Origin of the sequence: Bacillus sp. SM2101 (assembly GCF_018588585.1) — a bacterium.
Classification (GTDB): Bacteria; Bacillota; Bacilli; order Bacillales; family SM2101; genus Nanhaiella; species Nanhaiella sioensis.
The window spans coordinates 118,826-144,728 of the sequence record NZ_JAEUFG010000005.1 but is presented as its reverse complement, the minus strand read 5'-3'; the positions used below and the strand labels follow the sequence as shown (position 1 = coordinate 144,728).

Annotated in this window: 24 protein-coding genes; 18 read left to right on the top strand and 6 right to left on the bottom strand. The window is 35.7% G+C overall.

Going from position 1 to position 25,903, the window contains the following annotated elements; translation table 11 throughout:
• Positions 1-44: 44 nt before the first annotated feature.
• Positions 45-572, bottom strand: a complete 528-nt coding sequence (locus JM172_RS06615) for a MerR family transcriptional regulator (RefSeq protein ID WP_214481310.1) — start codon at positions 570-572, stop codon at positions 45-47.
• Between the two features lie 291 nt (positions 573-863).
• Positions 864-1,670 carry an HAD family hydrolase gene (locus JM172_RS06610; RefSeq protein ID WP_214481309.1) on the bottom strand — a complete coding sequence of 269 codons (807 nt, stop codon included), beginning with the start codon at positions 1,668-1,670 and terminating at the stop codon, positions 864-866.
• A 336-nt stretch (positions 1,671-2,006) separates the two neighbouring features.
• On the opposite strand from JM172_RS06610, the gene JM172_RS06605 reads away from it, so the two are divergent.
• From JM172_RS06605 to JM172_RS06535, 15 genes are all read left to right on the top strand, one after another.
• Positions 2,007-2,459, top strand: a complete 453-nt coding sequence (locus JM172_RS06605) for a hypothetical protein (protein ID WP_214481308.1) — start codon at positions 2,007-2,009, stop codon at positions 2,457-2,459.
• A gap of 82 nt (positions 2,460-2,541) precedes the next feature.
• Positions 2,542-3,387 (top strand): glucose PTS transporter transcription antiterminator GlcT, encoded by an 846-nt coding sequence (gene glcT / locus JM172_RS06600; protein WP_214481307.1) that lies wholly within the window; start codon positions 2,542-2,544, stop codon positions 3,385-3,387.
• A gap of 192 nt (positions 3,388-3,579) precedes the next feature.
• Positions 3,580-5,652 (top strand): glucose-specific PTS transporter subunit IIBC, encoded by a 2,073-nt coding sequence (gene ptsG, locus JM172_RS06595; RefSeq protein ID WP_214481306.1) that lies wholly within the window; start codon positions 3,580-3,582, stop codon positions 5,650-5,652.
• Between the two features lie 156 nt (positions 5,653-5,808).
• The gene (locus JM172_RS06590) at positions 5,809-6,075 is read left to right on the top strand and encodes a phosphocarrier protein HPr (RefSeq protein WP_214481305.1); all 267 of its coding nucleotides are present in this window, start codon (positions 5,809-5,811) and stop codon (positions 6,073-6,075) included.
• Positions 6,076-6,077: 2 nt separating this feature from the next.
• A complete protein-coding gene (gene ptsP / locus JM172_RS06585; RefSeq protein WP_214481423.1) occupies positions 6,078-7,796 on the top strand; it encodes a phosphoenolpyruvate--protein phosphotransferase in 1,719 nt (572 codons plus the stop codon).
• A gap of 594 nt (positions 7,797-8,390) precedes the next feature.
• On the top strand, positions 8,391-8,600 hold the full coding sequence (locus JM172_RS06580) for a hypothetical protein (protein ID WP_214481304.1): 210 nt from the start codon (positions 8,391-8,393) through the stop codon (positions 8,598-8,600).
• Between the two features lie 95 nt (positions 8,601-8,695).
• Positions 8,696-8,938, top strand: coding sequence for a DUF2164 domain-containing protein (locus JM172_RS06575; RefSeq protein ID WP_214481422.1), 243 nt, complete (start codon positions 8,696-8,698; stop codon positions 8,936-8,938).
• 98 nt (positions 8,939-9,036) lie between these two features.
• A complete protein-coding gene (hutP, locus tag JM172_RS06570; RefSeq protein ID WP_214481303.1) occupies positions 9,037-9,480 on the top strand; it encodes a histidine utilization transcription antiterminator HutP in 444 nt (147 codons plus the stop codon).
• A 224-nt stretch (positions 9,481-9,704) separates the two neighbouring features.
• On the top strand, positions 9,705-11,201 hold the full coding sequence (gene hutH / locus JM172_RS06565; protein WP_214481421.1) for a histidine ammonia-lyase: 1,497 nt from the start codon (positions 9,705-9,707) through the stop codon (positions 11,199-11,201).
• Positions 11,202-11,633: 432 nt separating this feature from the next.
• Positions 11,634-12,506 (top strand): NAD(P)-dependent oxidoreductase, encoded by an 873-nt coding sequence (locus JM172_RS06560; RefSeq protein WP_214481302.1) that lies wholly within the window; start codon positions 11,634-11,636, stop codon positions 12,504-12,506.
• A gap of 140 nt (positions 12,507-12,646) precedes the next feature.
• Positions 12,647-12,823 carry a hypothetical protein gene (locus JM172_RS06555; RefSeq protein ID WP_214481301.1) on the top strand — a complete coding sequence of 59 codons (177 nt, stop codon included), beginning with the start codon at positions 12,647-12,649 and terminating at the stop codon, positions 12,821-12,823.
• A 323-nt stretch (positions 12,824-13,146) separates the two neighbouring features.
• A complete protein-coding gene (locus JM172_RS06550; RefSeq protein WP_214481300.1) occupies positions 13,147-13,611 on the top strand; it encodes an NUDIX domain-containing protein in 465 nt (154 codons plus the stop codon).
• Positions 13,612-14,124: 513 nt separating this feature from the next.
• Positions 14,125-15,006 carry a dihydrodipicolinate synthase family protein gene (locus tag JM172_RS06545; RefSeq protein ID WP_214481299.1) on the top strand — a complete coding sequence of 294 codons (882 nt, stop codon included), beginning with the start codon at positions 14,125-14,127 and terminating at the stop codon, positions 15,004-15,006.
• Positions 15,007-15,377: 371 nt separating this feature from the next.
• Positions 15,378-16,814, top strand: a complete 1,437-nt coding sequence (locus JM172_RS06540) for an aldehyde dehydrogenase family protein (RefSeq protein ID WP_214481298.1) — start codon at positions 15,378-15,380, stop codon at positions 16,812-16,814.
• 287 nt (positions 16,815-17,101) lie between these two features.
• Entirely contained in the window at positions 17,102-18,064 is a 963-nt protein-coding gene (locus JM172_RS06535; RefSeq protein WP_214481297.1) for an NAD(P)-dependent alcohol dehydrogenase, read from the top strand.
• A gap of 319 nt (positions 18,065-18,383) precedes the next feature.
• Here the strand turns inward: JM172_RS06535 and JM172_RS06530 are convergent, their stop codons facing one another.
• The 4 genes from JM172_RS06530 to JM172_RS06515 all read right to left on the bottom strand — a co-directional run bounded on the left by JM172_RS06530 (position 18,384) and on the right by JM172_RS06515 (position 22,038).
• A complete protein-coding gene (locus JM172_RS06530) occupies positions 18,384-19,622 on the bottom strand; it encodes an NAD(P)/FAD-dependent oxidoreductase (protein ID WP_214481296.1) in 1,239 nt (412 codons plus the stop codon).
• Positions 19,619-19,957 (bottom strand): (2Fe-2S)-binding protein, encoded by a 339-nt coding sequence (locus tag JM172_RS06525; protein WP_214481295.1) that lies wholly within the window; start codon positions 19,955-19,957, stop codon positions 19,619-19,621. Before JM172_RS06525 ends, JM172_RS06530 begins: the two co-directional genes overlap by 4 nt.
• Complete coding sequence (locus JM172_RS06520) at positions 19,954-20,226, bottom strand: (2Fe-2S)-binding protein (RefSeq protein ID WP_413785427.1); 273 nt, start codon at positions 20,224-20,226, stop codon at positions 19,954-19,956. Before JM172_RS06520 ends, JM172_RS06525 begins: the two co-directional genes overlap by 4 nt.
• 81 nt (positions 20,227-20,307) lie before the next feature.
• Positions 20,308-22,038 carry a sigma-54 interaction domain-containing protein gene (locus tag JM172_RS06515; RefSeq protein WP_214481293.1) on the bottom strand — a complete coding sequence of 577 codons (1,731 nt, stop codon included), beginning with the start codon at positions 22,036-22,038 and terminating at the stop codon, positions 20,308-20,310.
• 229 nt (positions 22,039-22,267) lie between these two features.
• Here JM172_RS06515 and JM172_RS06510 point away from each other — a divergent pair, with 229 nt between their 5' ends.
• From JM172_RS06510 to JM172_RS06500, 3 genes are all read left to right on the top strand, one after another.
• Positions 22,268-23,452, top strand: coding sequence for an NAD(P)/FAD-dependent oxidoreductase (locus JM172_RS06510; RefSeq protein WP_214481292.1), 1,185 nt, complete (start codon positions 22,268-22,270; stop codon positions 23,450-23,452).
• Positions 23,452-24,477, top strand: a complete 1,026-nt coding sequence (locus tag JM172_RS06505) for a proline racemase family protein (RefSeq protein ID WP_214481291.1) — start codon at positions 23,452-23,454, stop codon at positions 24,475-24,477. Before JM172_RS06510 ends, JM172_RS06505 begins: the two co-directional genes overlap by 1 nt.
• A 203-nt stretch (positions 24,478-24,680) precedes the next feature.
• Entirely contained in the window at positions 24,681-25,679 is a 999-nt protein-coding gene (locus JM172_RS06500) for a proline racemase family protein (RefSeq protein ID WP_214481290.1), read from the top strand.
• Positions 25,680-25,903: the final 224 nt, after the last annotated feature.

Sequence of the window (25,903 nt, the reverse complement as noted above, 5' to 3'; positions counted from 1 at the left end):
ATTTTAGGTTTTATACATTTAGAACAAACCTGCTGAAAAGAGCCTTAATTAAAGATTGCTGATATGAAATTTTTTTTCTTTTGTGTAATTGGTTCCGTTGACTTTTGTTGTGTTAATATTTGTGCGTATTTGTCTTCAATTTCTTCAATTTTCTTTTCTAGTGAAATGACATTTTTTTGTAACATGTCGATTTCTTTACGATGTTGTAATAGTTGGTATGATACAACTTCATCTGCTTTCTTGTCCAAGCTTTGTTCAATGTTTTTTACTTGATCAATAAGCTGTACCAAATCAGATTTTTGTAAGTAAGTCGTAGGTGGTTTATGATTCTCATTGACCTGGGTATTCGTATTTGATAATACTCCTTTCCGTACTTTTATTAACTGCACGTCCTTCATCACAACACCACTATTCAATTGTTTTTGAATATGGCGAAATAATTCCTCGTCTTCATGAGTAAATAAGTAATGCCCATTATCATTTTTGTTAAATGGTAACTCAAAATATTGTATCCAGCGGCGAATTGTTTTCGGGGAAACACCAAGTTTATACGCAAATTCAGATGTATTCATTTGCTTATCTCCTCCCATACAAGTCATAGTCTACAAATTCTTTATGTATGGAAAGATTCCTTTACGTGTGACAAAACTAGTGATAATTAGCAAAAGAAAGTTTTATTCTTACAATTTGAGTGCATATGTGAGAAGCGTTTGTCGTTTTTTTGGTGGATTAGGTAAAATGAAGTGTAATTACATAAATTTCATGAATATTCGATAAATAAAGAGGCTGCCACCCCATGATATAGGATATAGGGAATATGATAGGGGGCATCATCTCTTATAACATCTTAAGAGATCTTTTAGTTATAAAACAACATTTTCTTGCAATTGATTTTGGTTAATGACATGATCGATTGCTTCACTAACTGAATTTACAACATACTTGGCTTCCTTTTTAACATCTGGATGTGCTTCAGACATTGCATAACTATTGGCAGTTAATTTAAACATCGGTATATCGTTAAAAGAATCACCAATACATGCAATTTCATCAGTAGATAAATTAAGGTGATTTAGTAAATTTTGTATAGCATTACCTTTACTAATATTTTTAGGCATCACATCTAAACAATTCTCCTCAGATACAAAAGCATCAAGTTGTGTAGGGAACAGCTCTAATAAGTTTTTTTCATGTTTTTGTACGTCATAGCCACCAATAATTATTTTTGTTGGTGCCATTCCTGCCTTCATTTCTGCTAATAAATTTGGTTTTTCAACTATTGGGAAAAACATACGACCTTGTATTCTTTCAATATGCTCATCAATTTTCTCAGCATAATTAGTATTGTCGTGACAAACCAATGTAATGATGTCGTTTTGATCACGTGTGTACTTATATATGTCATGAGCAATTGCTGGAGAAAATGTTGTGTGATGTAATACTTCGTTGTCATTTGTAATTACAAAGGCCCCATTTTGACTAATACGGTGAAAGCGATCGTTTACAACCTTTAAAACCTCAAGGACCTCTGGCTCCATTCGACCAGTTGCAATGGCAAATGTAATATTTTGCTCATTTGCTCTTTTTAGGGCATCTATATCTTCATCGGTTACTTGCTTATTAAAATTCAATAATGTTCCATCTAAGTCAGATACAATAAGTTTTATCATTAATTATCCCTCCAATATAAAAGTGATAACATAATTGAAGTTCGTTGTAAATGGAAATGTATTTTTCAGAAAATTCAATGTGTAGTTATTGCCCTAATACAGTGTTGGTCTCAGGGGTAATTTTTTTATAGAAAAAAATGTTTATTATTGATAAAATTTACTAATTATATCTTATACATAGAAGGGGATGTCATTGGGGAGAATATTGTATTGTTTGTTGGCTCTATTCATAATGTCTAGCTGCATGAAAGACCAAGATGGAGTCAGATCAAAGAGAAAAAAATTTACTTAAATCAATAGCTGGAGATCAATTGTTTGCATTTGATGTTAAGGTAAATGATAGAACGACTAATAATCAATATAAATATTAGTATTGATTATTATGAGAATGGGGATCTATTAAAAGAAGTTGCTGGAATGGATGTTCGATTGGATGAAGATGTAAACACCGTCCTTATAAGTAAAGTAAAGGAAGAATTTAATGATGATAAGCATATAAGATGGGATGGAGCAGTTGTTACTGAATCAGGATTTAGAAAGTTTAATTCGAATTTAATATTGGCTAACAACAATTCTGGACGTGCAATGTCCTCCCAATTATCAAATGAGAGAGTACTTTATGTAAACAAGCCGCAAATTGTAGCATACAATATAAACCATAATGAAGGTTTAATTAGTACAAGTAATAACGTGTTTGAAGGTGTTGGAAAGGAAATAAATAGGATCATTCAACAATATGAAAGTGTCTACTTCGTGACAGTTGAACTTGATAGTAAGAATGGAGAGTAAATAACTAGCTATTTCCATTGACGAAGTGCTACCTCTTTCGTTACTATGTAGCCAAGTGTGTGTTGTAAAAGGAGGGAGCACCTTGCAGAACTTTACCGTCGTAAAAGTGTTAAATAATAATGTGCTCATAGCTAAACATGAATCATATGGAGAAGTGATTGTCATTGGTAAAGGCATTGGCTTCGGCAAAAAGAAGAACGATGACATACCACAGTCGACAATTGAAAAAATGTTCGTTTTAAAAAGTGAGAAGGAGCAAGAACAGTATAAGAAGTTAATACCAAATATCGATGAAGACTTTATAGCTATTATGAATGATATTATTCATATGATTAATAAGCGATTAAATAAGCCATTAAACGAGCATATTCATATAGGCTTAACGGACCATCTGGCATTTACAATTAAGAGGCTTGAAGAAGGATTAGAAATACATAACCCATTTTTATTAGAAACACATGCGCTGTACCCGAAGGAATATGAAACAGCTTCAGCTGTTGTAAAGTTTCTAGAAGAAACTTTACACGTATCACTTCCAGAAGGAGAGATTGGCTTTATTGCACTACACATACATAGTGCAATTACAAATCGCAATTTACATGAAGTTAATCAAAACTCTCAGCTCATACATAAGTTAATTGAAATTATTGAAGATTCGTTAGAAGTAGAAGTGAATTATTCTGATGTGAATTATTTACGGCTTGTACGTCATTTGCAATTTGCGATAGAGCGAGTCAAATCTGGTGAACTTGTAGTTGAACCAAAAAAATTAGCTGAGGTATTGAAAGAGGAATATCCCTTGTGTTATAATGTTGCTTGGAAGTTGATCAAAGTTATGCAGCAAACGTTACAATTACCAGTCTATCATGCAGAAGCAGTGTATTTGACATTGCATTTGCAAAGGCTTTCAACTAAAACTGAATTATAGGTATTATACTTTACGTGTTACTGATTCGATCAGGCATGAGTAAAGAAATGATATAAACAACAGCTGTATTCTCTGTTGTTTACCATTTTCTTACTCATGCCTGTTTTTATTTGTTTAAAAAGTAATCGTTTGCACAATATAACATTATGAGCAGCTTTCGAATATTTCATCCATGATTAGGAGGAAACTCACATGTTTAAAAAAGCCTTTGGTGTTTTACAAAAGGTCGGGAAGTCATTAATGCTTCCAGTAGCGATATTACCAGCAGCTGGTATTTTATTAGCTTTTGGTAATGCACTGCAAAATCCAGCTTTAACAGATCGTGCAGAATTTTTAAAGGCAGAATGGATTACGCTTATTGCTTCAGTAATGGAAAACGCTGGGGGAATTGTATTTGGTAATCTCCCGTTACTTTTTGCAGTTGGTGTAGCAATCGGTTTGGCTGGTGGTGAAGGTGTTGCCGGTCTTGCAGCAATTATTGGTTATTTAATTATGAACCAAACGATGAGTGTTATTTTACAAGCAAGAGGCACATTGGATCCGGCAGTCGTTGGAACAGATCCGTCCTTCGCGAATGTACTTGGGATACCGACATTACAAACCGGGGTGTTCGGCGGTATTATCGTCGGTATAATAGCAGCATCATTGTATAACAAGTATTTCAATATTGAATTACCATCTTATTTAGGCTTCTTTGCAGGTAAGCGATTTGTTCCTATCGTAACTGCGGTCGCCGGTTTAGTTCTTGGAATTGTAATGATTTTCTTATGGCCACCTGTTCAACATGGCTTAAATACGTTCTCAACGTCGATGATTGACGCAAATAGAACTTTAGCAGCATTTATATTTGGAGTTATTGAAAGGGCACTAATTCCATTTGGTTTACACCATATCTTCTACTCGCCGTTTTGGTTTGAATTTGGTTCGTATACTAATGCAGCAGGGGAGATCGTCCGTGGTGACCAAGCTATCTTCTTTAATCAGATTAAAGACGGTGCCGAGCTAACAGCTGGTACATTCATGACAGGAAAATTCCCATTCATGATGTTTGGTTTACCAGCAGCGGCGTTAGCAATCTATCATGAAGCTCGTCCTGAGAAGAAAACAGTTGTAGCAGGTATTATGGCTTCAGCAGCGTTAACATCGTTTCTCACAGGGATTACAGAACCAATTGAGTTTTCATTCTTATTCGTAGCACCAGTATTATTCGGAATTCATACCATTTTCGCAGGTTTATCATTTATGACAATGCACCTATTAAACGTAAAAATTGGGATGACCTTCTCCGGTGGTGTCATTGACTTCCTATTGTTTGGTGTACTTCCTGGCCGTACAGCCTGGTGGTTAGTTATCGTAGTAGGTTTAGTGTTCTCAGTTATTTACTACTTCGGTTTCCGCTTTGCAATTCGCAAATGGAACTTAAAAACACCAGGTCGTGAAGATGAGGATGAAGATTCTGCACCTGCAACTGTTGAAGCCGGTGAGTTACCTCATAATATTTTAGACGCAATGGGTGGAAAAGAGAATATTGATCATTTAGATGCATGTATTACTCGCTTGCGCGTATCTGTTAACGATATTCAAAATGTTGATAAAAACCGTCTTAAACAGCTTGGTGCTGCTGGTGTACTTGAAGTAGGAAATAATATCCAAGCGATATTTGGACCAAAGTCTGATCAATTAAAAACACAAATGAAAGATATTATGGATGGAAAAGCACCAAGACCAGCACAACCAGTTTCACCTGAAAAAGAAGTGAAAAAGCAAGTGGAAGACGTACAACCTCAAGCGCTACAATCAGAAGGTAAAGAGGATGTATTCGTTTCACCGCTAACAGGTGAAATTAAGCCATTAGAAGAAGTTCCAGATCAAGTGTTTTCACAAAAAATGATGGGAGATGGCTTTGCAATTTTACCAACAGATGGTGAATTAGTAGCTCCTGTAGATGGAAAAATCGTCAACCTTTTCCCGACGAAACATGCAATTGGTATTGAATCTACAGCAGGTCGTGAAATCTTAATCCATGTTGGAATTGATACAGTTAATTTAAAAGGTGAAGGATTTGAAACACTTGTTACACAAGGAGATAATGTAAAAGCTGGGCAGCCTTTATTAAAAATCGACCTTGAATATATTAATAAACATGCACCTTCAATAATGACCCCAGTCATTTTCACTAACCTAAATGCTGGAGAGTCTGTTAAAATAAATAAGCAAGGAAAAGTAAGTAAACAAGAAAAAGGAATCGTTAAGATTTCTAAATAATTTACCATTTTCTAAAGTAAGCTGATAAAGAGGACCAGGTCTTACTTCTAAATGATTGGTGATACTATATATGTAAGCCGAGTTATAGATGTAGGACCTGAGTTAAATTATCTTGAGTTACTTTATTAATGGGACATTCAAAAGGAGAGATAATTAATGGCAAACAAAACATTTTCTATTACAAGTGACACAGGAATTCATGCTCGTCCAGCGACAGCATTAGTTCAAGCGGCTGGGGGGTTTCAATCAGACATTAATTTAGAATATAACGGCAAAACAGTAAATCTTAAATCTATTATGGGTGTCTTATCATTAGGAATTCCTAAAGGAGCAACGATTACTATTTCTGCTGAAGGTTCAGATGAAAACGAAGCATTAACGAAAATAGAAGCAACAATAAAGGAAGAAGGATTAGGTCAGTAATGATTAAACAAATTAAAGGCATTGCCGCATCATCAGGAATTGCAATAGCAAAAGCATTTCGATTAGAAGAACCAGAGTTGAACATTGACAAGCGTACGATAGTCAATACAGATGAAGAATGTGCTCGGTTTGACGCAGCAGTAGAGTCGGCAAAAGGTGAGTTACAGCAAATTAAAGATCGTGCCTTTGACGAATTAGGGGAAGATAAGGCAGCTATTTTTGCTGCTCATTTACTTGTATTAAGTGATCCAGAGTTGTTAAATCCCGTGAAAGATAAAGTTGTAGCAGAAAACGTTAATGCAGAATATGCTCTACAAGAAGTAGCAGGCATGTTTATAACGATGTTTCAACAAATGGACAATGATTATATGAAAGAACGTGCTGCAGATATTAGAGATGTCACAAAACGTGTACAAGCTCACTTGTCTGGTGTATCGTTAGCTAACCCTAGTATGATTTCAGAAGAAGTCGTAATCATTGCAGAAGATTTAACACCATCCGATACCGCGCAATTAAATAGAAATTATGTGAAAGGATTTACGACTGATATAGGTGGTAGAACTTCACATTCAGCTATTATGGCTCGTTCTATGGAAATTCCTGCGGTTGTCGGAACAAAAACGATTACAAGTGATGTGAAAAATGGTGATATAATTATTGTTGATGGACTTGAGGGTCAAGTTATTGTTAATCCATCTCCAGAGCTTATTGCACAATTTGAGCAAAAGAAAGCTTCATTTGAAGAGCAAAAAGCAGAGTGGGCAAAGCTTGTTAATGAAAAGACTGTTACTGATGATCATCATCATGTAGAGTTAGCAGCAAATATTGGGACGCCAAATGATATTGTCGGCGTTAAGAAAAATGGTGGCGAAGCAGTCGGCTTATATCGTACTGAATTTTTATATATGGGTCGTGACAATTTTCCTTCAGAAGATGAACAGTTTGAAGCGTATAAAGCAGTACTTGAAAATATGGAAGGAAAACCTGTCGTCGTCCGTACGCTAGATATCGGGGGTGATAAAGAGCTTCCTTATCTAGATTTGCCGAAGGAAATGAATCCATTTCTGGGCTACCGTGCTATCAGGCTTTGTTTAGAGGAACAGGATATTTTCCGTACACAGTTGCGTGCTCTGCTACGAGCTAGCACTTTCGGTAATTTAAAAATCATGTTCCCAATGATTGCGACATTAGAAGAGTTTAGGCAGGCGAAAGCAGTATTAATAGAAGAAAAAGAAAAATTAGTTGCTGATGGTGTCAGTGTATCTGAAAGTATTGAATTAGGAATGATGGTTGAAATCCCTTCTACAGCAGTTCTTGCTGATCAGTTTGCGAAGGAAGTAGACTTTTTCAGCATAGGCACGAATGATCTTATTCAATACACTATGGCGGCTGACAGAATGAACGAACAGGTTTCATATTTATATCAGCCTTATAATCCAGCAATTTTACGCTTAGTTAATATGGTTATTGAAGCTGCTCATCAAGAAGGAAAGTGGGTTGGTATGTGTGGTGAAATGGCTGGTGATCCTATCGCTATTCCAATTTTACTCGCATTAGGCTTAGATGAATTTAGTATGAGTGCGACATCAATATTACCTGCAAGATCACAGCTGAAACGTTTATCAAAAGCAACAGCTGAAAGCTATAAAGAGAAATTACTTTCAATGAGCACGACCGATGAAGTTGTTCAGTTTGTGAAAGAAACATTTCATGTAGAATAATTGTATATTAGAGGAATAAATTTAAGAAACTGATTTGAAGTTGAATTAGAAATCAGTTTCTTTTTGTTGGTTTATTAAAATTTCAGAAAAATCTGAAAAAGACTTGACGGAAAGTGATATTTTCTCCATAATGATTATACGCATATTATAGGTAGAAGCACATTTGGTTACATGCTAAAATGCTCTTTCTGTATACTTTGTTGTAACAATTCCTAAACTAGATGATATGTCGATTCATACAAAAGTCAACGTCTTATAAAAGAAAGGATGCCACGAAATCTAGGTTTATACGTGCTTATACGTAATGGTGAAAAACAACACTTGCGAAAACAGTCTTACTAATAATGGACGATGAGTATGAGAGCTGGATAGTTGTAACTGTAGAAAAAATGACTCGAACGCTGTAATTATATGATAGAACGAAAATGCTAAAACAACCTTTATAAATCTTGTTGCTATTGCAATTACATTAGAATAGCAAGATTAGATTCACTAAGGTAAGATGACACAAACGCCTGGTGTATAAGAGCATGCTTGTTTGTGCGCTAAACAACTGATCGTGAGAAAACAGTCTGAAAAAAGGAGAGTGGTTATTTGTCTGTCAGAAAAAAGGTGAAATTTAAAAATAACCTACAGGATGTACTGAAATTATTTTTGCTTTTACTTTTCACAGCGATATATTTGCTAACACATTCAATTCAAATGACAGCATTAATCACACTACCAATCTTTTTATTAATTATAGGAATTTTATATTATAAGAAAACTGATAATGACAACAAAAACGAGCAAACTATGCGATAACCCAACTTGGACGTTTACAAATGCTTTCATTATAATCACTTAACAATGGGTTAACCATCTTTTGAATACTTATTAGGAGTGTATATTGAGTGTACATGAAATTATCAAAAGAGTCTCAGGATGACATAATAACTAATATCCAAAGATACTTCTATGATGAGCATAGTGAGGAAATTGGTGAATTAGCAGCGAGGAATTTGTTAGATTTCGCCATGAAAGAACTTGGTCCACATTTTTATAATGCTGGTGTAAAAGATAGTATACGTATTATGACCCAAGGAATTTCTAACATAGAAGATGATATGTATTCTCTACTCAGAAAAGAAATGAACGGCTAAACTATTAAATAATAATTGACAACAAATTCGTTTTACACATAAAATAGTTATTAGATAGTAGATACTTTAGTTATGTATTAATGAAAGAGAGAATATGTATGTCGATTAAATTGGAAAATCGTATTGGAAAGATTGCCATTCAGCTTGTTCTAAGTGTAGATGAAAGTGACGTTTCACAACAGCAGTATCCCTCCACTTGGAGTACATGTGTAGGTAAAGTAGGCTCAATGGAATCCAATAAAGTCGTAGCTGCAATTGAAACTGCAGCAAGGAAAAATGGCATGATTGATGGTGGATTATACCGAGAATCACATGCGTTGTACCATGCAATTATTGAGGCGCTTCATGGAGTTACGAGGGGGCAAGTTCAATTAGGCTCTGTTCTACGTACTGTTGGTCTTAGGTTTTCAATCGTTAGGGGTAAACCGTATCAAAATGATGCTGAAGGAGAATGGCTTGCCGTTGCTTTGTACGGTACCATTGGTGCCCCAGTAAAAGGGAACGAACATGAAGCAATTGGTTTAGGAATTAATCACATATAATCACACTATAACCAAAGGTTCATGCTTTATTGTTGAATAAAAAAATCATATATGCCCATAGTTTTATAGACATTAGGGGGCTGTATCTAGGTATAACATTTTGTTAACTAGATATAGCCCCTTTTGTGATTTGCGCTTTAATTAACTAAAGAGATTTGGAGTGGATTAGAATGAGTGTGTTCGTAAATGAGGTCGAAGAAAAACAAAGAAAGATGGTGGACGGACTGATTACATTAACTGGACAGACACTGTCAATTACTGATATGAGACAAATATTAAATGACAATATAAAAGTTACAGCTTGTTCAACTAGTATGGAAAAAGTTAAAAAGAGCAGAGAAGCTGTAGAAAGAATTGTATCCGAAAAGAAAGTAATCTATGGAATCACAACTGGTTTTGGTAAATTTAGTGATGTTTTAATAGATGCTAAAGATGTAGAGGAGCTACAATTGAATTTAATCCTTTCTCATGCTTGTGGAGTAGGTGAGCCATTTCCAGAGGTTGTGTCACGAGCAATGCTTGTGTTGAGAGCGAATGCCCTATTGAAAGGAGTATCTGGTGTTCGACCAATAGTAATTGAAACATTATTAAAGTTAGTTAACAACCAAATTCATCCTGTCATTCCTCAGCAAGGATCACTAGGTGCAAGTGGAGATCTGGCTCCACTATCACATTTAGTATTACCACTACTTGGTGAAGGGAATGTGTATTATCAAGGCAAAATACATCCTGCAAAAGAAGTGTTAGCCGAAGTCGGCATTTCACCGATTGTACTACAAGCAAAAGAAGGTTTGGCATTAATTAACGGAACGCAAGCTATGACAGCTATGGGTGTTGTAGCATACATTGAGGCAGAGAAATTAGCAATTCAAGCTGACTGGATTGCATCCTTAACAGTTGAAGGTTTGCGAGGAATAATCGATGCATTTGATAACGACATTCACGAAGCTAGAGGGTATCAAGAGCAAATTCATGTAGCTGAAAGGATAAGAAAGATTTTAGATCAAAGTAAGCTTACGACCCATCAAGGTGAAATACGAGTACAAGATGCTTACTCAATACGCTGTATACCTCAAGTGCATGGAGCGACATGGCAAACATTATCTTATGTAAAAGAAAAGCTTGAAATAGAAATTAATTCAGCAACAGATAATCCACTAATTTTTGATGATGGTAACAAAGTTATTTCTGGCGGGAACTTTCATGGCCAACCGATTGCTTTTGCAATGGATTTCCTTGGCATTGCCATGGCAGAACTTGCGAATATTTCTGAACGCCGTATTGAAAGGTTAGTAAACCCTCAATTAAATGACTTACCTCCTTTTCTCAGTCCAGAGCCAGGACTTCAGTCAGGAGCTATGATCATGCAATACAGTGCTGCGTCCCTAGTATCGGAAAATAAAACACTCGCACACCCGGCAAGTGTTGATTCGATACCATCATCTGCAAATCAAGAAGACCATGTAAGTATGGGAACGATCGGCTCAAGACACGCTTATCAAATTATTAACAATGTACGTCGAGTATTGGCTATTGAGTTAATATGTGGTATGCAGGCGGTAGAATACCGTGGAGAAGAACAAATGGCTCCGCTAACTCGCAAACTATTCGAAAATGGGAGAAACGTTGTTCCATCAATTAAGAAAGATAGAGTGTTTGCTACAGATATAGAAGCGTTAGCTTTGTGGATGAAGGAAGAACAAGTGACTCATAATGTCTAAGTATGATTGAACCCCACATACAAAGTGTGGGGTTTTTTTGAAACGATGATTTGTTCAAGAGCTTTAGCGCTCCACCTGTACAGGCTTTTACTTATCAGATGGGAGAGACTCCCATTCGGAAGATATAGGCGTTTTCGAAAAGAAACTATAAGAAATTTCTATTTATGATTGGCTTTTTTCTCCTTAATTGTTGTTGTTCGTACTTAGATTTAAACATATACACAACTAGTGTTTGTGGCATCTTCACTTTTCTAAAACGATGACCAACAAATAAAACGATATGTTTCGGTTCAAATTTGGTAACAATGGCAACAAAGTTTACGAAAAGATCGTTATAATTTTAACTTAGTGACAGTCAACTGATTGAATTAAATGATAAGATAATGAACATAAACATAATAATATGTGGAAATAGTGAAGGGGATGTTATGCATGTTAAGTAAAGAAAATACAGAGATTGGTTTTATCGGAACGGGTGTAATGGGTAACAGTATGGCAGGTCATTTAGTTGATGCGGGTTACAAGGTAGCGCTTTATACGCGTACGAAGGCAAAAGCGCAAGACCTATTGGAAAAAGGGGCTATGTGGAGAGATAGCGTTGAAGAGCTTGCACAAAAAGCAAATGTGATCTTTACAATGGTAGGATATCCACATGATGTAGAGGAAGTTTATCTTGGAGAGAACGGTATATTAAGTCATGTAAAACCAGGTACATATGTCATTGATATGACGACATCGACTCCTACTCTTGCTAAAAAAATTTATGAAGAAGGGAAGAAAAAAAATATATTCTCTTTAGATGCACCAGTGTCTGGTGGTGATATTGGGGCACAAAAGGCACAGCTAACGATTATGGTAGGTGGTGATGAGCAAGTGTTTACTACTTGTAAACCTATTTTAGAAATAATGGGCAAGAACATTATTTTGCAAGGGGAAGCAGGGGCAGGACAGCATACTAAGATGTGTAACCAAATTGCGATTGCTACAAATATGATCGGTGTTTGTGAAGCTGTTGTTTACGCAGAAAAAGCTGGCTTAAATCCTTCAAAAGTGTTAGAGAGTATAGCGTTGGGAGCTGCAGGAAGCTGGTCATTAAGTAATTTAGCACCAAGAATCATAGATGATAATTTTGAGCCAGGGTTTTATGTGAAACATTTTATTAAAGATATGGGAATTGCGCTAAATGAGGCGGAAGCAATGGGAATGCAAACACCAGGGTTAAGCCTAGCTAAATCAATGTATGACGAATTAGCAAAAAAAGGTGAAGGAGAAAGTGGAACACAAGCATTGTATAAGTTATATTAAAGCTTTATAATTTGTTGTTAATTGATTTTCATAAGCCTACAGTTTAGCTGTATAAATAATTTCATTCCTAAACGAATAACCATACCATGACTTGATAATAATAGGTGGGTAAATCAACTATTATAAAGGAGGTATTAGGAGTGGCAAAAAGAACGAACAAAAATGATGCAGAACAAAAAAACAAACAAGGATTTGACAGTAGTACGATTGATACTGAATTTAGCCATGAATTTGGAAGTGCTAATGCAAATCGTGCACAAAAAGAAAAAACAAAACGAGAGAATGCCTCAAAAAATAACGGATTATATGAAGGATAATGGCTGTCTCTATTGAAAAAATATGTAGCTTATCAGCAAAGACCACAATTGTGGTCTTTTTTACTTTTTTATGATTATAATTCCAAAAATGGTATTTACATAGAAATGAAATAATAATATTATGATCAATAAGCTAAATAAAAGAAGTCTTACAATGATAAACATCATTCAAACAACTATAAATTTCGTAACAAATGGTAGCAAACCTTTATTGGAGAATAAATTGTAAAAAACGACATATACATTCTTTGCCGTAGAGCGAATCTCTATGGTTTTTTTATGCATATGAATACAACAATACTTGATGGAGGGGTTGTTAGAAAATGTATATTAGAAATTCTGCAAAAGCAATTATTTTTAACGGGGAGAAGATCTTATTAACTATAAATGAAGGTGATGATGGGTTATATTATCTATTTCCTGGAGGTGGTCAAGAGCATGGTGAAACGATTAGCAACGCTTTAATTAGAGAATGCATTGAAGAAGTGGGTCAAGAAGTACGAATTGAAGAACTACTTCATATTCGAGAATATATTGGCAAAAACCATGAGCATGCTGCTTATGATTTTAATGTTCATCAAATCGAATATTATTTTATTTGTAGTCTAGTAAATAAAGTGAGTTCAAATAAAGTCCCTACAAATCCTGATAGTTACCAAGTAGGGATAGAATGGGTGGATATAAAAAATTTAGAACAATACAGGATATATCCGAGAGAGTTAACAACATATATTGGTAAATATATTCGAAAAGAAAATGCACCAGTATATTTGGGTGATATTAACTAGTTAAGTTTTGATCTGTTGAATTTGACTTCTATTGTAGTGTTGCCTGAATGTTAGTTTATTTGATAATATGCAAATTTTTTTAAGTAGCATAGGAGAATGAGAGACAGATATTCTTAAATGCATGAAGAATGAGTGGATAGGTATTGTGATTGTTAAATATCAATAAAAAAGTTTAGTCATAGAGTCTTTGACTTTTGCTAGTTTTAACACTAAGAAATCAACTAGATCATATGCAATTTGCTACTAAGAATGAGATCAAAGTAAAAGGTAGTCTAGTTTTTATTTGGTAATAATGGCATGACAAAGTGGCTTATCGTTAGAGTGTTAACTTTTATGAAGTAGAAGTGTATAAAAAAATCAACGGTGTATACTTTTTTATACACGCTTAAAAAATCCTCTGCTAATACAAAGACATTATATAAATGTTTAATAATTGGCATGAAATTTGCAAATCTTTCTCTAAGTATAATTTAAAAAAATACCGCTATGTTTTCTTAGAAAGGGGAATGTTATATGGCAAATTTTGAAGGTGTGTACGTTGCAGTTGTTACTCCATTTACTGAAACTTATGAAGTTGATTATAAGCGCTTATATGAGTTATGTAATTGGTTAATTTCTCAAGGGGTAGACGGTTTAGTTCCTTCTGGTTCATTAGGAGAATATGCTACGTTAACAGTTGAAGAACGTGCAAAAGTGATTGAAACGGTCATTGCTGCTGCAAATTTTCGTGTTCCTGTAGTAGTTGGTACTGGAGCACCTTCTACAGAGCAAGCAGTAAAATGGGCTCAGTTCGCAAAAGACAAAGGTGGAGCAGGCATTATGGCTTTACCACCTATCAATTATAAACCTCTACAAAACGAAGTCATCGCTCATTATGAAGCGTTAAATGAAGTAGGTATTCCGATTATTGCATACAATAACCCTCACGACTACCCTACTGATTTAACTCCTGAATTATTAAAAACTCTTTCAAAGCTGAAAAACGTTAAAGCTGTAAAAGAGTTCAGTGGAGATATTCGAAGAGTACATGACATTTTGGATAAAACAGACTTGGAAGTATTAATCGGGGTAGATGACTTAGCGTTGGAAGGTCCTTTAGCTGGCGCAACTGGTTGGATTGCAGGGGTTCCAAATGCTTTACCTAAACAAAGTGTAGAGTTGTTTCGTCTAGGTAGAGAAGGTCGGGCGACTGAGGCAATAGAGTTATATAGAAGTTTACTCCCTTTATTTCATTATGATGCGAGCCCTCAGCTCGTTCAATATATAAAATACATGATGGAATTAGCTGGACAGCCAGTTGGTACAACAAGACCTCCACGCTTACCTTTAAGTAGCGAAGAATATGAAGATGTTAAAAAAGCCTTTCAACGGGCAGCTTCTACTGTGAAGCAATAACGATTATAAGATCTTTTTGTAAACATTTATTACTACATTTGAGTAACTGACATATAGATTTTTTATAGTCTTTAGCGAAGAAGAGATGGCATGAGTTTTTGTTAATATGATTACAAAAAATCCATTTGTTATTAAAAGGTATACTAAGACAATTATTAATCAATGACTTTTTTAATAAAGATCCGGGTTGCTATCGTTATCAAATTAGAATTATAAAAAGTAGTTTTAAAGTGTTAGTCATCGTTGTACAGGAGAAAAAGATGCCACGAACGCTAGTTGTGTAGGTGTATACTTCTTAATACGAAAAACAACAATTAATGAGAAAACAGCCTTAATAAATAACCAAAATGAAAATAGTAGGAGGGATATTTGTGGAAACAAAAAACTGGATAGGTGGGGAAGTCGTTTCGGTAGTAGAAAATAGAAAAGTTGTGTATAATCCGTCTAATTTAACGGAAGAAGTTGGAGTTGTGCATTGCTCTAATGAAAATCATGTATTACAAGCAGAGACGGCGGCAAAGCAAGGCTTCAAGGTTTGGTCATCTCTACCTAGTGCTGTGCGAGGCTCGTATTTATCCCAAATGGCAGATGCCTTGCAAAAGAACATTGAAGAGCTTGCAACTTTATCTAGCCGAGAGATGGGGAAGCCAATTGCTGAGATGAAGGGTGAAGTGTTGCGTGCAGTAAATCTATTAAAATACTATGCAGCTGAAGGAGTGCGTTCAAACGGTAATGTTATACCTGCGTCCGATAGTGATGTACTTCAATATACGAAGCGTGTTCCTTTAGGAGTAGTTGGAATAATTACACCATGGAATTTCCCTGTAGCTATTCCTATTTGGAAAATAGCACCAGCACTCATTTGTGGGAATACAGTAATTTGGAAACCTGCAGAAATCGCTTCATTAACAGCAACAAAAATGATGGAGATTTTTAGTACAGTCCAATTACCTGAAGGAGTATTAAACTTAGTAATCGGTAAGGGGAGTATCGTTGGGAAGACACTACTTGAACAAGTAGACATAGATGCGGTTAGTTTCACAGGATCATCGAATACAGGGATACAAGTTGCTAGTATATGTGCAAAGCGAAATATTAAATATCAAACAGAAATGGGTGGCAAGAACGCAGCAGTTGTTCTAAATGATGCCAATATAGAAAAAACAGTTCCTATCATACTAAGTGGTGCTTATCGTTCTGCAGGGCAAAAGTGTACTGCAACGAGTAGAATAATTGTAGAAAGTAATGTTTACGAAAACTTTGTTGGGCAAATGGAGCGAGCTGTTTCTGAACTTGTCACTGGAAATGCCTTAAATGCCAGTTCATACTTAGGACCAGTAGCATCAAAAGAACAGTTTGATAGTGTTTCAGCATATATTAATCAAGCCCGTACCGAGGCAGAGATTATTGGAGAGGGTATGAGTTCAATAGAATCAGAAGGGTTCTATATTAGCCCTATGCTAGCGACAGGAGTTGACTCTAAACATACACTTGTTCAAGAAGAGGTCTTTGGTCCGCTTGCGGTTGTGTTAAAAGCACAAGACTTTGAAGATGCGATGCATTTATGTAATGAGACAGTATACGGGTTAAGTGCTTCAGTATTTACGAATAATCTATCGAAAGCTCATCGATTTCTTGATGAAAGTGATGCCGGCATGGTTCGGGTTAATCAAGAAACTGCTGGTGTTGAATATCAAGCGCCATTTGGTGGTATGAAGCAATCAAGCTCTCATTCACGTGAACAAGGGCAGGCTGCATTAGATTTCTATACATCAATTAAAACTTGTGCAATTAAATACTCTTTTTAAACTTTGGTGAATATTTTGCAGTTCCTTCTATCTTTGCAAAGGGTTCGGCTTAAATTGATTTACTAAATTTATAGTGCAAGGGAAAAGACAAATAACAAGGGCAGGGTATCTTACTCTGCTTTTTTATATTTATTTTAATAATATGAAAAAATAATCGATTCTTTATGTCGTTTTATGAACGAGCTATCCGTTTTAGATATTACTGAACTATGAATATTTTAGTAATATAGATAATATATTAGCTTCAATTAATACTTAACGGACATTATTGATTAAGGAGGAGATTTATGAAAGCAATGATATATACAAGGTACGGGTCACCGGATGTTCTTCGTCTGAAAGAACTTGATAAGCCAGCTATCGAGGATAATGAAGTGCTGATCAAAGTTCATGCAAGAACTGTATCATCGGGAGATGCAAGGATGCGACAAGGAAGTAGAAAGTCATTACCCATGTGGCCAATTTCTAAAATAGCGATAGGTTTTACAAAGCCAAAAAAAAATATACTAGGTATGGATCTTGCTGGGGAAATTGTCTCGATAGGTAGTAAAGTAACACGGTTTAATATCGGTGACCAAGTGTATGGATTTAGCGGGAAAGGCACTTATGTTGAATATATAAGCATAGCCGAAGACGGAGCTATTGGAATTATGCCAAGTAATATGAGCTACGAAGAAGCGGCAGCAGTTCCCTTTGGGGCAGTATCTGCATTGTATTTCCTACGTAAAGGCAATATAAAGAGTGGACAAAAAGTCCTTATTTATGGAGCTTCAGGGAGTGTAGGTACATTTGCAGTACAGCTTGGTAAAGTCTTTGGGGCAGAAGTAACAGGAGTTTGTAGTACAGGTAATGTAGAAATGGTGAGATCTTTAGGAGCAGATAAAGTCATTGATTACACTACTGAGGATTTCACACATCAAAGTGATAAGTATGACATTATATTTGACACTGTTGGCAAAACCAAGTTTTCACACTGTAAAAGGTCTTTAAAACAAAATGGATTTTATGTATTAGCTGTTATTCATTATCCACAAATTTTTCAAATGATACGTACTTCAATAGTAGGTGACAAAAAAGTTGTAAGCGGGATAGCTCCAGGCAATACTGAAGATTTAGTCTTTCTTAAAAAGCTTATTGAGGAGGAAAAGCTAGTATCAGTTATTGATAGATGCTATCCATTGGAACAAATTACTGAAGCTCATGAATATGTTGATAAAGGACGTAAGAAGGGTAATGTGGTCATCACTTAATTGGAATGTTTATTGTGAATTATGATTGGTATAATAGGATGGGTGGAAAGGTTCTTATCATTAAGCTCTTTTCGTATACTTTGACCAAATTAGTACCATAAAAAGTCGCTTTATATGTTAGTCATCATTATATAGATAAAAAATGCTTTGAACGCTATTTGATTACGTGTTTATTTTTTTACTAAGAGAAACAACAATCAATGTGAACACAGTTTTAAAGGAAGACTAGAGAGAAAATAAGAATCCCACAGCTAAAGGTGGGATTCTTTATTATGGAGAGTCTCCATATGATTTCACTAATGTTCAAGTTTGATGATCATTAGTACATTTGTTTATATTTTTGAGGGTATTGACATTTGTAGTCATTCCATAATTTATTTAACTGTTTTCTTCCTTTCTTTATACCAGGGTGAAATTGGATGATTGAATTATGTCTAACTTGTTCTATGTTTACAATTGATTCATTGACCTTTTCTTCGATTGCCTCATTATTTTTCATTAAGTTTGATACAATTGACAGTCCAGCGGTATTCCCTTGAGCAATTGCAACCTTAGAGCTTTCAATACCTGTGATGTTTCCTGCTACGTAGAGTCCTTCCAATGGTGTTTCCATTCTTTCGTTGTGTAAAGGAATATGGCCGCCCAATTCGGAAATATAGTAGAAGGGACAGCCAGCAACAGCTGCTAATTCTGCTAATGGGTATAGTCCACCAGAGATGCAAACAAAATCGACAAGTAATTCCCTTTCTGTCCCCTTTATAGGTTCACCACTAGAAGTAATATTAACAAGCTTAACACCTTCAACTTTAGTCTCCCCAAATATTTCTACAGCGGCAGTACGTAGATGCAGAGGTATGCCCCAAACTGATATGCCACTTTTAGGGTAAAAGTCAACTGCTATTCTTTGCAAAGTTTGATTTTTAATTAATTTACTCCCGAATCTAAGAAATACTGATGGAGCAAGGTGAGAATACTTAAGTAACGCATCCATAATTTTATGTGGATGCCCAGTTTCTTTCGTGATTTGACTGAACTTTGGAGGAACAATACTAGCCAATTCAATACCAGCAAGCTGTAATTCACGAGCTATTGCAAATGATAAAACATTTAATCCAATGACAATTCCTCTTTGACCAACTTTTACCCTGTGAACATTTGTCATCACCTGTGCGGCACCAATTGACATGACTCCGGGAAGTGTCCACCCTTGAATTGGTGTTGAATATTCAGCGGCACCTGTTGCTAATAAGACGGTTGGTGAAATAATTTGTTCTTTATTCGTATGAATAACCCAGCCATCTGTAGTTTTTTCAAGGTGGTGGACAGATACTCCACAATCGATTGTAACGCCGTTAGCTGTGGCTTGCTCCAATAAATTGTTCGCTTGTTCTATACCATTCCACCAAGTTCCATTTGGTTCTTCATGAAGTTGACCGAGAAGTCGTCCACCTGGTTTCACAAACTCATCAATTACCTTTACGTGTAAGTCATATGTAGCACATGTTATGGCTGCCTTTAATCCAGCTGGTCCTGCTCCAATAATAACGACATCAATCATTTAGACTCCACCTCCTTTAAAGGACTCGGTAGAGTTTTACTTGTTTCTAATTTCATTCCTTCTTCAACGACAGTTATGCAGGATCTAACTCCATTCGTGCCATTGACCGATAAACGGCATTCGTAACAATGTCCGATGTTACAGTATATGCCCCTCGGTGTTGCAGTCTCTTCATGATACCGTAGTGTACGTATATTATTTGCTAATAGAGCGGCAGCAATCGTATCTCCTTCATAAGCTTCGACAAGCTGTCCATCAAACATAAAAGTAATTCGTTTTTTGTCTTGTAATATGCCAAGGATTGGGTGATTCACGATACGGTTTTTTTCGGTCATTTATTTTCACCTAACAGCCCAAAAGATACTGGTCGAATAGGTGGCTGATATTTTAAGGGCTGTAGCCTCTCTGTTTCAAATTCAGAAAAATCTTGTATGAGCGATTCAAGCAGTACTCTACACGTACGACCTCCACAACAGCCCATTCCAGCACGTGTTCTTAGTTTAATTTCTCGAGAGGAACACATATATTGTTGAATAGCATTGAACACTTCCTCGTAGGTTACTTCTTCGCATCGACAGATGATCGTTTGTGCTTCGGTCATAATAGGTCACTCCTTTTTTGTGGTTCAAAAACGTTTAGAATTAACTTATTACTAACAGATGCAAGTTTTATGCCGAAGGATGGTTTATAAATGTATATTTAGTTTTTTCATTCTATTGTATAGTGTTGCTCGTGTAATTCCTAATCGCTTGGCGCATGCAAGCTTATTTCCGTTATGCAGTTTTAAAGCATGTAAGATAACCTTTTTCTCATGTGCATGTAATTCGTCACTTAATGTCCCGATCTCATGTGAAAAGATTTCAGCTGATGAAAGAGCATATGATGTCGATTCGCTTGTTTTGATAGGGTCAATTGTAAAAGGTAAATCTTCATAATTTATATTTCCTTCAGTGCTAAAAACAACCAATCTTTCCACCACATTGCGTAGCTCTCGAATATTTCCAGGCCAATCATATTGTAGTAATTGTTCCATTACAGTCTGCGATATACCATGAATTGGCCGGTTGTATCTAATGGAAAATTCATATAAAAAGTAATGCGTAAGCTCTACAATATCCTCTTGTCTTTTTCGTAATGGTGGAACATTTATACTTACAACATTTAGTCTGTAAAATAAATCTTGACGAAAATCTCCTTGCTTTACTAATGACTCAAGGTCACGATTCGTTGCAGCGATAATGTTTATATCAGCATTAATCTGTTTTGTTCCTCCAATTGGGTAGAATTTTCTTTCTTGAAGAACCCTGAGTAGTTTAACTTGCATGTCTAGCGGCATTTCACCGATTTCATCGAGAAAAAGTGTACCACCAATCGCAAGCTCAATTTTACCTTTCTTACCTTTTTGGTCCGCTCCTGAAAATGCTCCTTTCGCATATCCAAATAATTCACTTTCAAACAATGATGAAGGAATGGCTCCACAGTTTATGGGAATAAAAGGTGCATCATGAGATTCACGTGTATCATGAATGGCCTTGGCGAATAACTCTTTCCCGACTCCACTTTCACCAAGAATTAAAACAGTTGTATTTGTGGTGCATATTCTTTTTGACAATTGAATGGTTTTCTTTATAGCTGAGCTATTACCCTTTATCGTATCAAATGGATCTTTTAATCGATTTAACTTTGCTACTTCTTGTTCAAGGTGTTGGACTTTTGTAGACATATTAAATAATTCTTGATTTAGGCGAACCTGACTCGTTATGTCCATTTCGGTTACTACTGCTCCAACGATATCATTTTCTAGGTGAATGGGATTTGAGTTAATTAAGACGAATAGGTCTGAGCGAGGTTTATGTTGATGGCGGTATAAAGAGCGGCCTTCCTTTAATGTTTTCATAATTTCTAGTTTATCAATGTCAAAAAAATCGGTGATAGGATTTCCTAAAATTTGATCTTTGCTTAAGGAAAAAATTTTTTCAGCTCCTTCAGTCCAAACATGCACGATGCCTTGATGATCGATAACTGTTACTGAGGCATCGATTGTATTGATGACAGCCTCGAAGTAGGCGTTTAATGATTGGTAGGAATAATACATCTTATCTATAAACTGCTTAATACTAACATAACCTATGACTTCTTTCGTATTTTGTACAAGTACGATACTGCTGCTTGTTAATTCAGTAATTAAATGAGTAACAGAACTATTTGAAGGAATTAAACTGACTTCTTCAAGTTGTGTAGTGGATTTGTCTAAAGGTGCAAAAAAGTAATGATCCTGATCTTTGACAAAGAGCATTGGATAATTGTCTATGTTAGTTAAATCGTTAGAAGCATGCTGTTCATTAAATTCTTCTTTTGAATATAATAAAAACTCAGTATTAATAAAATCAATGGCATTCGTATATGTTATTGACATTAGTACCCTCCCTAATTTATGTATGTCTTTTTTTACACATTAAAAAATATTATACACTCATTTTATTTCATTGTTAGAACATTTACAATATTTAAATTATAAAATAACGATTTTATATTAGATATCATTATTTGCTTACTCATTTTTTGTATGATTTTATATTTTTACTACATTGGTATACTTCTTGCAATATGTAACTAAAGCTATAGTAGTTAGGAAGGAGTCTATCATGTGTACGACAAAACATTGTGAAGTCTTAGTTATTGGTGGAGGTGTAATAGGAAGCGCAGTTGCATATTACGTTTCCAAATCAGGATACAATGTAACTGTCATTGAAAAAGGGGAACTAGCTAGTGGAACTTCATCAAGGTGTGATGGGAACATCTTAGCAATTGATAAAGACCCCGGCTTTGATAGTCAAATGTCCCTTGAGAGTCAAAGACTCGTTGATCAATTAAGTAAAGAATTAGAGCACACTTTTGAATATAGAGCACCAGGAAGTATTTTAGTTTGTGAAAATGAACAGGAGATGGTGGCAGCAGAAGAATGGGTTAGAAAGCAGAAGGCAGCTGGACTTCCGTTTCGTATGCTTGATCGATTTGATATAAAGCAAGAATCTCCGTATTTTGCTGATGACCTACTCGGAGGAGTGGAATGTCAAACAGATTCAACAGTCAACCCATATTTAATGACATTTTCATTATTTGAAGGGGCAAGGAAGTATGGAGCTAAGGTTGTTACTCATACTGAAGTAAAACAAGTGAAGAAAACAAAGAATAATCAATTTATAGTAGAAACATCAAACGGGACTTTTACATCAACATATGTCGTGAACGCTGCAGGGGTATGGGCTCCTAGAATAGGTGAAATGTTGGGCATCACTATTCCAATTAAACCAAGAAAAGGACATATTATCGTTGCAGCAAGGCAACAGCCAATTGGTCTTCGTAAAGTAATGGAATTTGGCTATTTAATCTCTAAATTCGGTGGGAAAAGAATGGTTGATGAGACAACAGAGAAGTATGGAGTTGCCCTCGTTTTTGAGCCAACAGCTAGTCAAAATTTTCTTATAGGGAGCAGCAGACAATTTGTCGGATTTAATACGACTGTAGATATGGAAGTGATAAAGTGTATGGCTAAGAGGGCGATTCGTTTTTATCCTAAGCTAGCTGACTTTTCACTCATTCGAACATATGCAGGATTACGTCCGTATACAGAGGATCATTTACCGATCATTTCACAAGTTGAAGAGATACCAAACTTCTTTATAGCAGCCGGGCATGAAGGAGATGGTATTAGCTTGGCAGCGATCACTGGAAAATTAATTGATGATCTTATACAAGAAAAGTCAGAATCGGCGGTTCCATTAAAACCACTAAGATACGATCGTTTTAAAGAGAGGGTGACACAATAATGAAAGCAAGGCAGGTGTTTTCAACAATTGACACACATACAGGAGGGAATCCAACAAGAACTGTAATTAATGGTCTCCCAAAGTTAGAGGGCAAAACGATGTCTGACAAAATGCTATATATGAAAAGTAATTATGATTATATCCGGCAGTTTTTAATGTACGAACCGAGAGGACATGATGTGATGTCAGGTGCCTTAATCACAGAGCCTTGTCACCCTGAAGCAGATATTGGCGTGATTTACATTGAAACAGGCGGCTATTTACCAATGTGTGGTCACGATACAATTGGAGTTTGCACAGCACTAGTTGAAGCAGGGATGATTAATATCCAGGAGCCGATTACAACACTTACATTAGATACACCTGCAGGGCTGGTCAAGGTTAATATAACAATCTCTAATGGTAAAGCAATAGAGGTAGCCTTTTGTAATATCCCTTCTTTCTTATTGAAAAGCATTAACGTAAACCTCGATGGCTATGGAGATGTTCACTGTGACATTGCATACGGAGGGAATTTTTATGCAATAACAGACGCGAGAAAATTGGGGCTAGAACTCAACCCTGCAAATGCATCAAATATAGTAGAAATAGCTGTAAAGCTTCGTGATAAAATAAATGAAAGCACTGAAATTGCTCATCCTGAACATCCATTTATTAATGGCTTAACTCATGTAGAATTTTTTACGTACCCAAGTAACCAAAATGCACACGTGAAAAATACAGTAGTCGTCCCACCTGGTGGTATTGACCGTTCTCCATGTGGTACAGGGACGTCTGCAAAACTTGCGACATTATATGCAAAAAATGAGATAGCATTAAATGAGCTATTTATTCATGAGAGTATCGTTGGAACGACGTTTAAAGGAAGAGTAATACAAACGACTTCAGTAGAAAATGTTGAAGCAGTAATCACCGAAATATCTGGCTCTGCTTGGGTAATGGGCATGCACCATTTCTTTTACAATCCAAAAGATAAGCTGAAGGACGGATTTCTACTCATTCCACCAATGGAGGGACATGAGTAATATAGGTATCTAGCATGCTACTTTAGCATAATTTGTTGCGATTTTTTTATAATAATAGACTGTAAGACGAAGCTTAATAGAAACACCAATCATTAAAAGTAACAAAATGCCATTAACGCTAAATATAACATGCTTATATGTTAGAACAAAACGCAACAAGCAATACGAATAAGCCATTAATATGATCAACAAGAGGTGGAGTAATGGAATTTAACAAATTGATTACAACTGTTGATGTGCACGCGGCAGGTGAACCACTAAGAATCATCACTGGTGGAGTTCCTCCAATAAGGGGGAAAACGATGGAAGAAAAAAAAGATTACTTGGCAAATCACTATGAAATTATAAGTCATATTCTTATGAAAGAACCACGAGGACATGCAGGTATGAAGGGGTGTATGATTACTGAACCTGTTCATGAAGATGCTCATTTTGGAATGATATTTTTCAGCAATGAAGGGTATTCATCTATGTATGGTCAAGGGATTATTGAAGTTGTAACCGCTGCTATCGAGACAGGTTTAATAGACATGAATAGCATATCAAAAGATATAATTATCGACAGTGTAGCTGGCAAGGTCATAGCCTATGCACAATGGGATCGAACAACAGTAGAATCAGTAAACTTTCAGTACAGTCCATCATATTTTGATATGATGAACATACAATTAAATGTTCCACATCGTATGTTGAATGTTGATATTGCATACGGTGGTGGATACTATGCAATTGTAAGGGTTGAAGACATAGGGATAGAGCTTGATGTTACAAATTTAGTAGCATTTCGCAAAATCGTCAAAGAGATTAACAATCAAATCGATATAGATTTACTTAGCCATAGTCATGGAGCTGTAAAAGAAATAAGTGGAGTGATATTATATGACGAAAGTCAGTTATATAGTTCAAAAGTACAGTTATTAGTAATGAACAGTACAGGTCATATTGATCGATCGCCTTCAGTAAGCGGTATTAGTGCTTTAATGGCAGCATTGCACCATTATGGCAAGATACAATATCAAGACAAAATTATTTTTGAAAGTATAATAGGTGGTCAGTTGGTAGGAGAAATGAGTTCTATTACAAAATATGATGGTAATGATGCAATTACAATACAAATAACCGGTTCTGCATTTATAACAGGGCTACACCAATTTCTAGTAGATGAAGATGACCCTTTAAAGAATGGATTTTTATTAAAGTAAAGATTGAATATATCGCTGATTAAAGAATAGACTTTGTCATATGGAGTACACAAGTAACTTATGTACCGTTTCTTAACTATAGCAATCATCCAACAAATCTGTTTTCAGTTTAGTAACGATCATTCTTAACAATCACTACATGTTTTATCTCTGATTTTAAAAGGTTGTTTTCACACGAATCGTTCATTTACGTATGTCAGAAATAGTATCAAATAGAGTTGGTG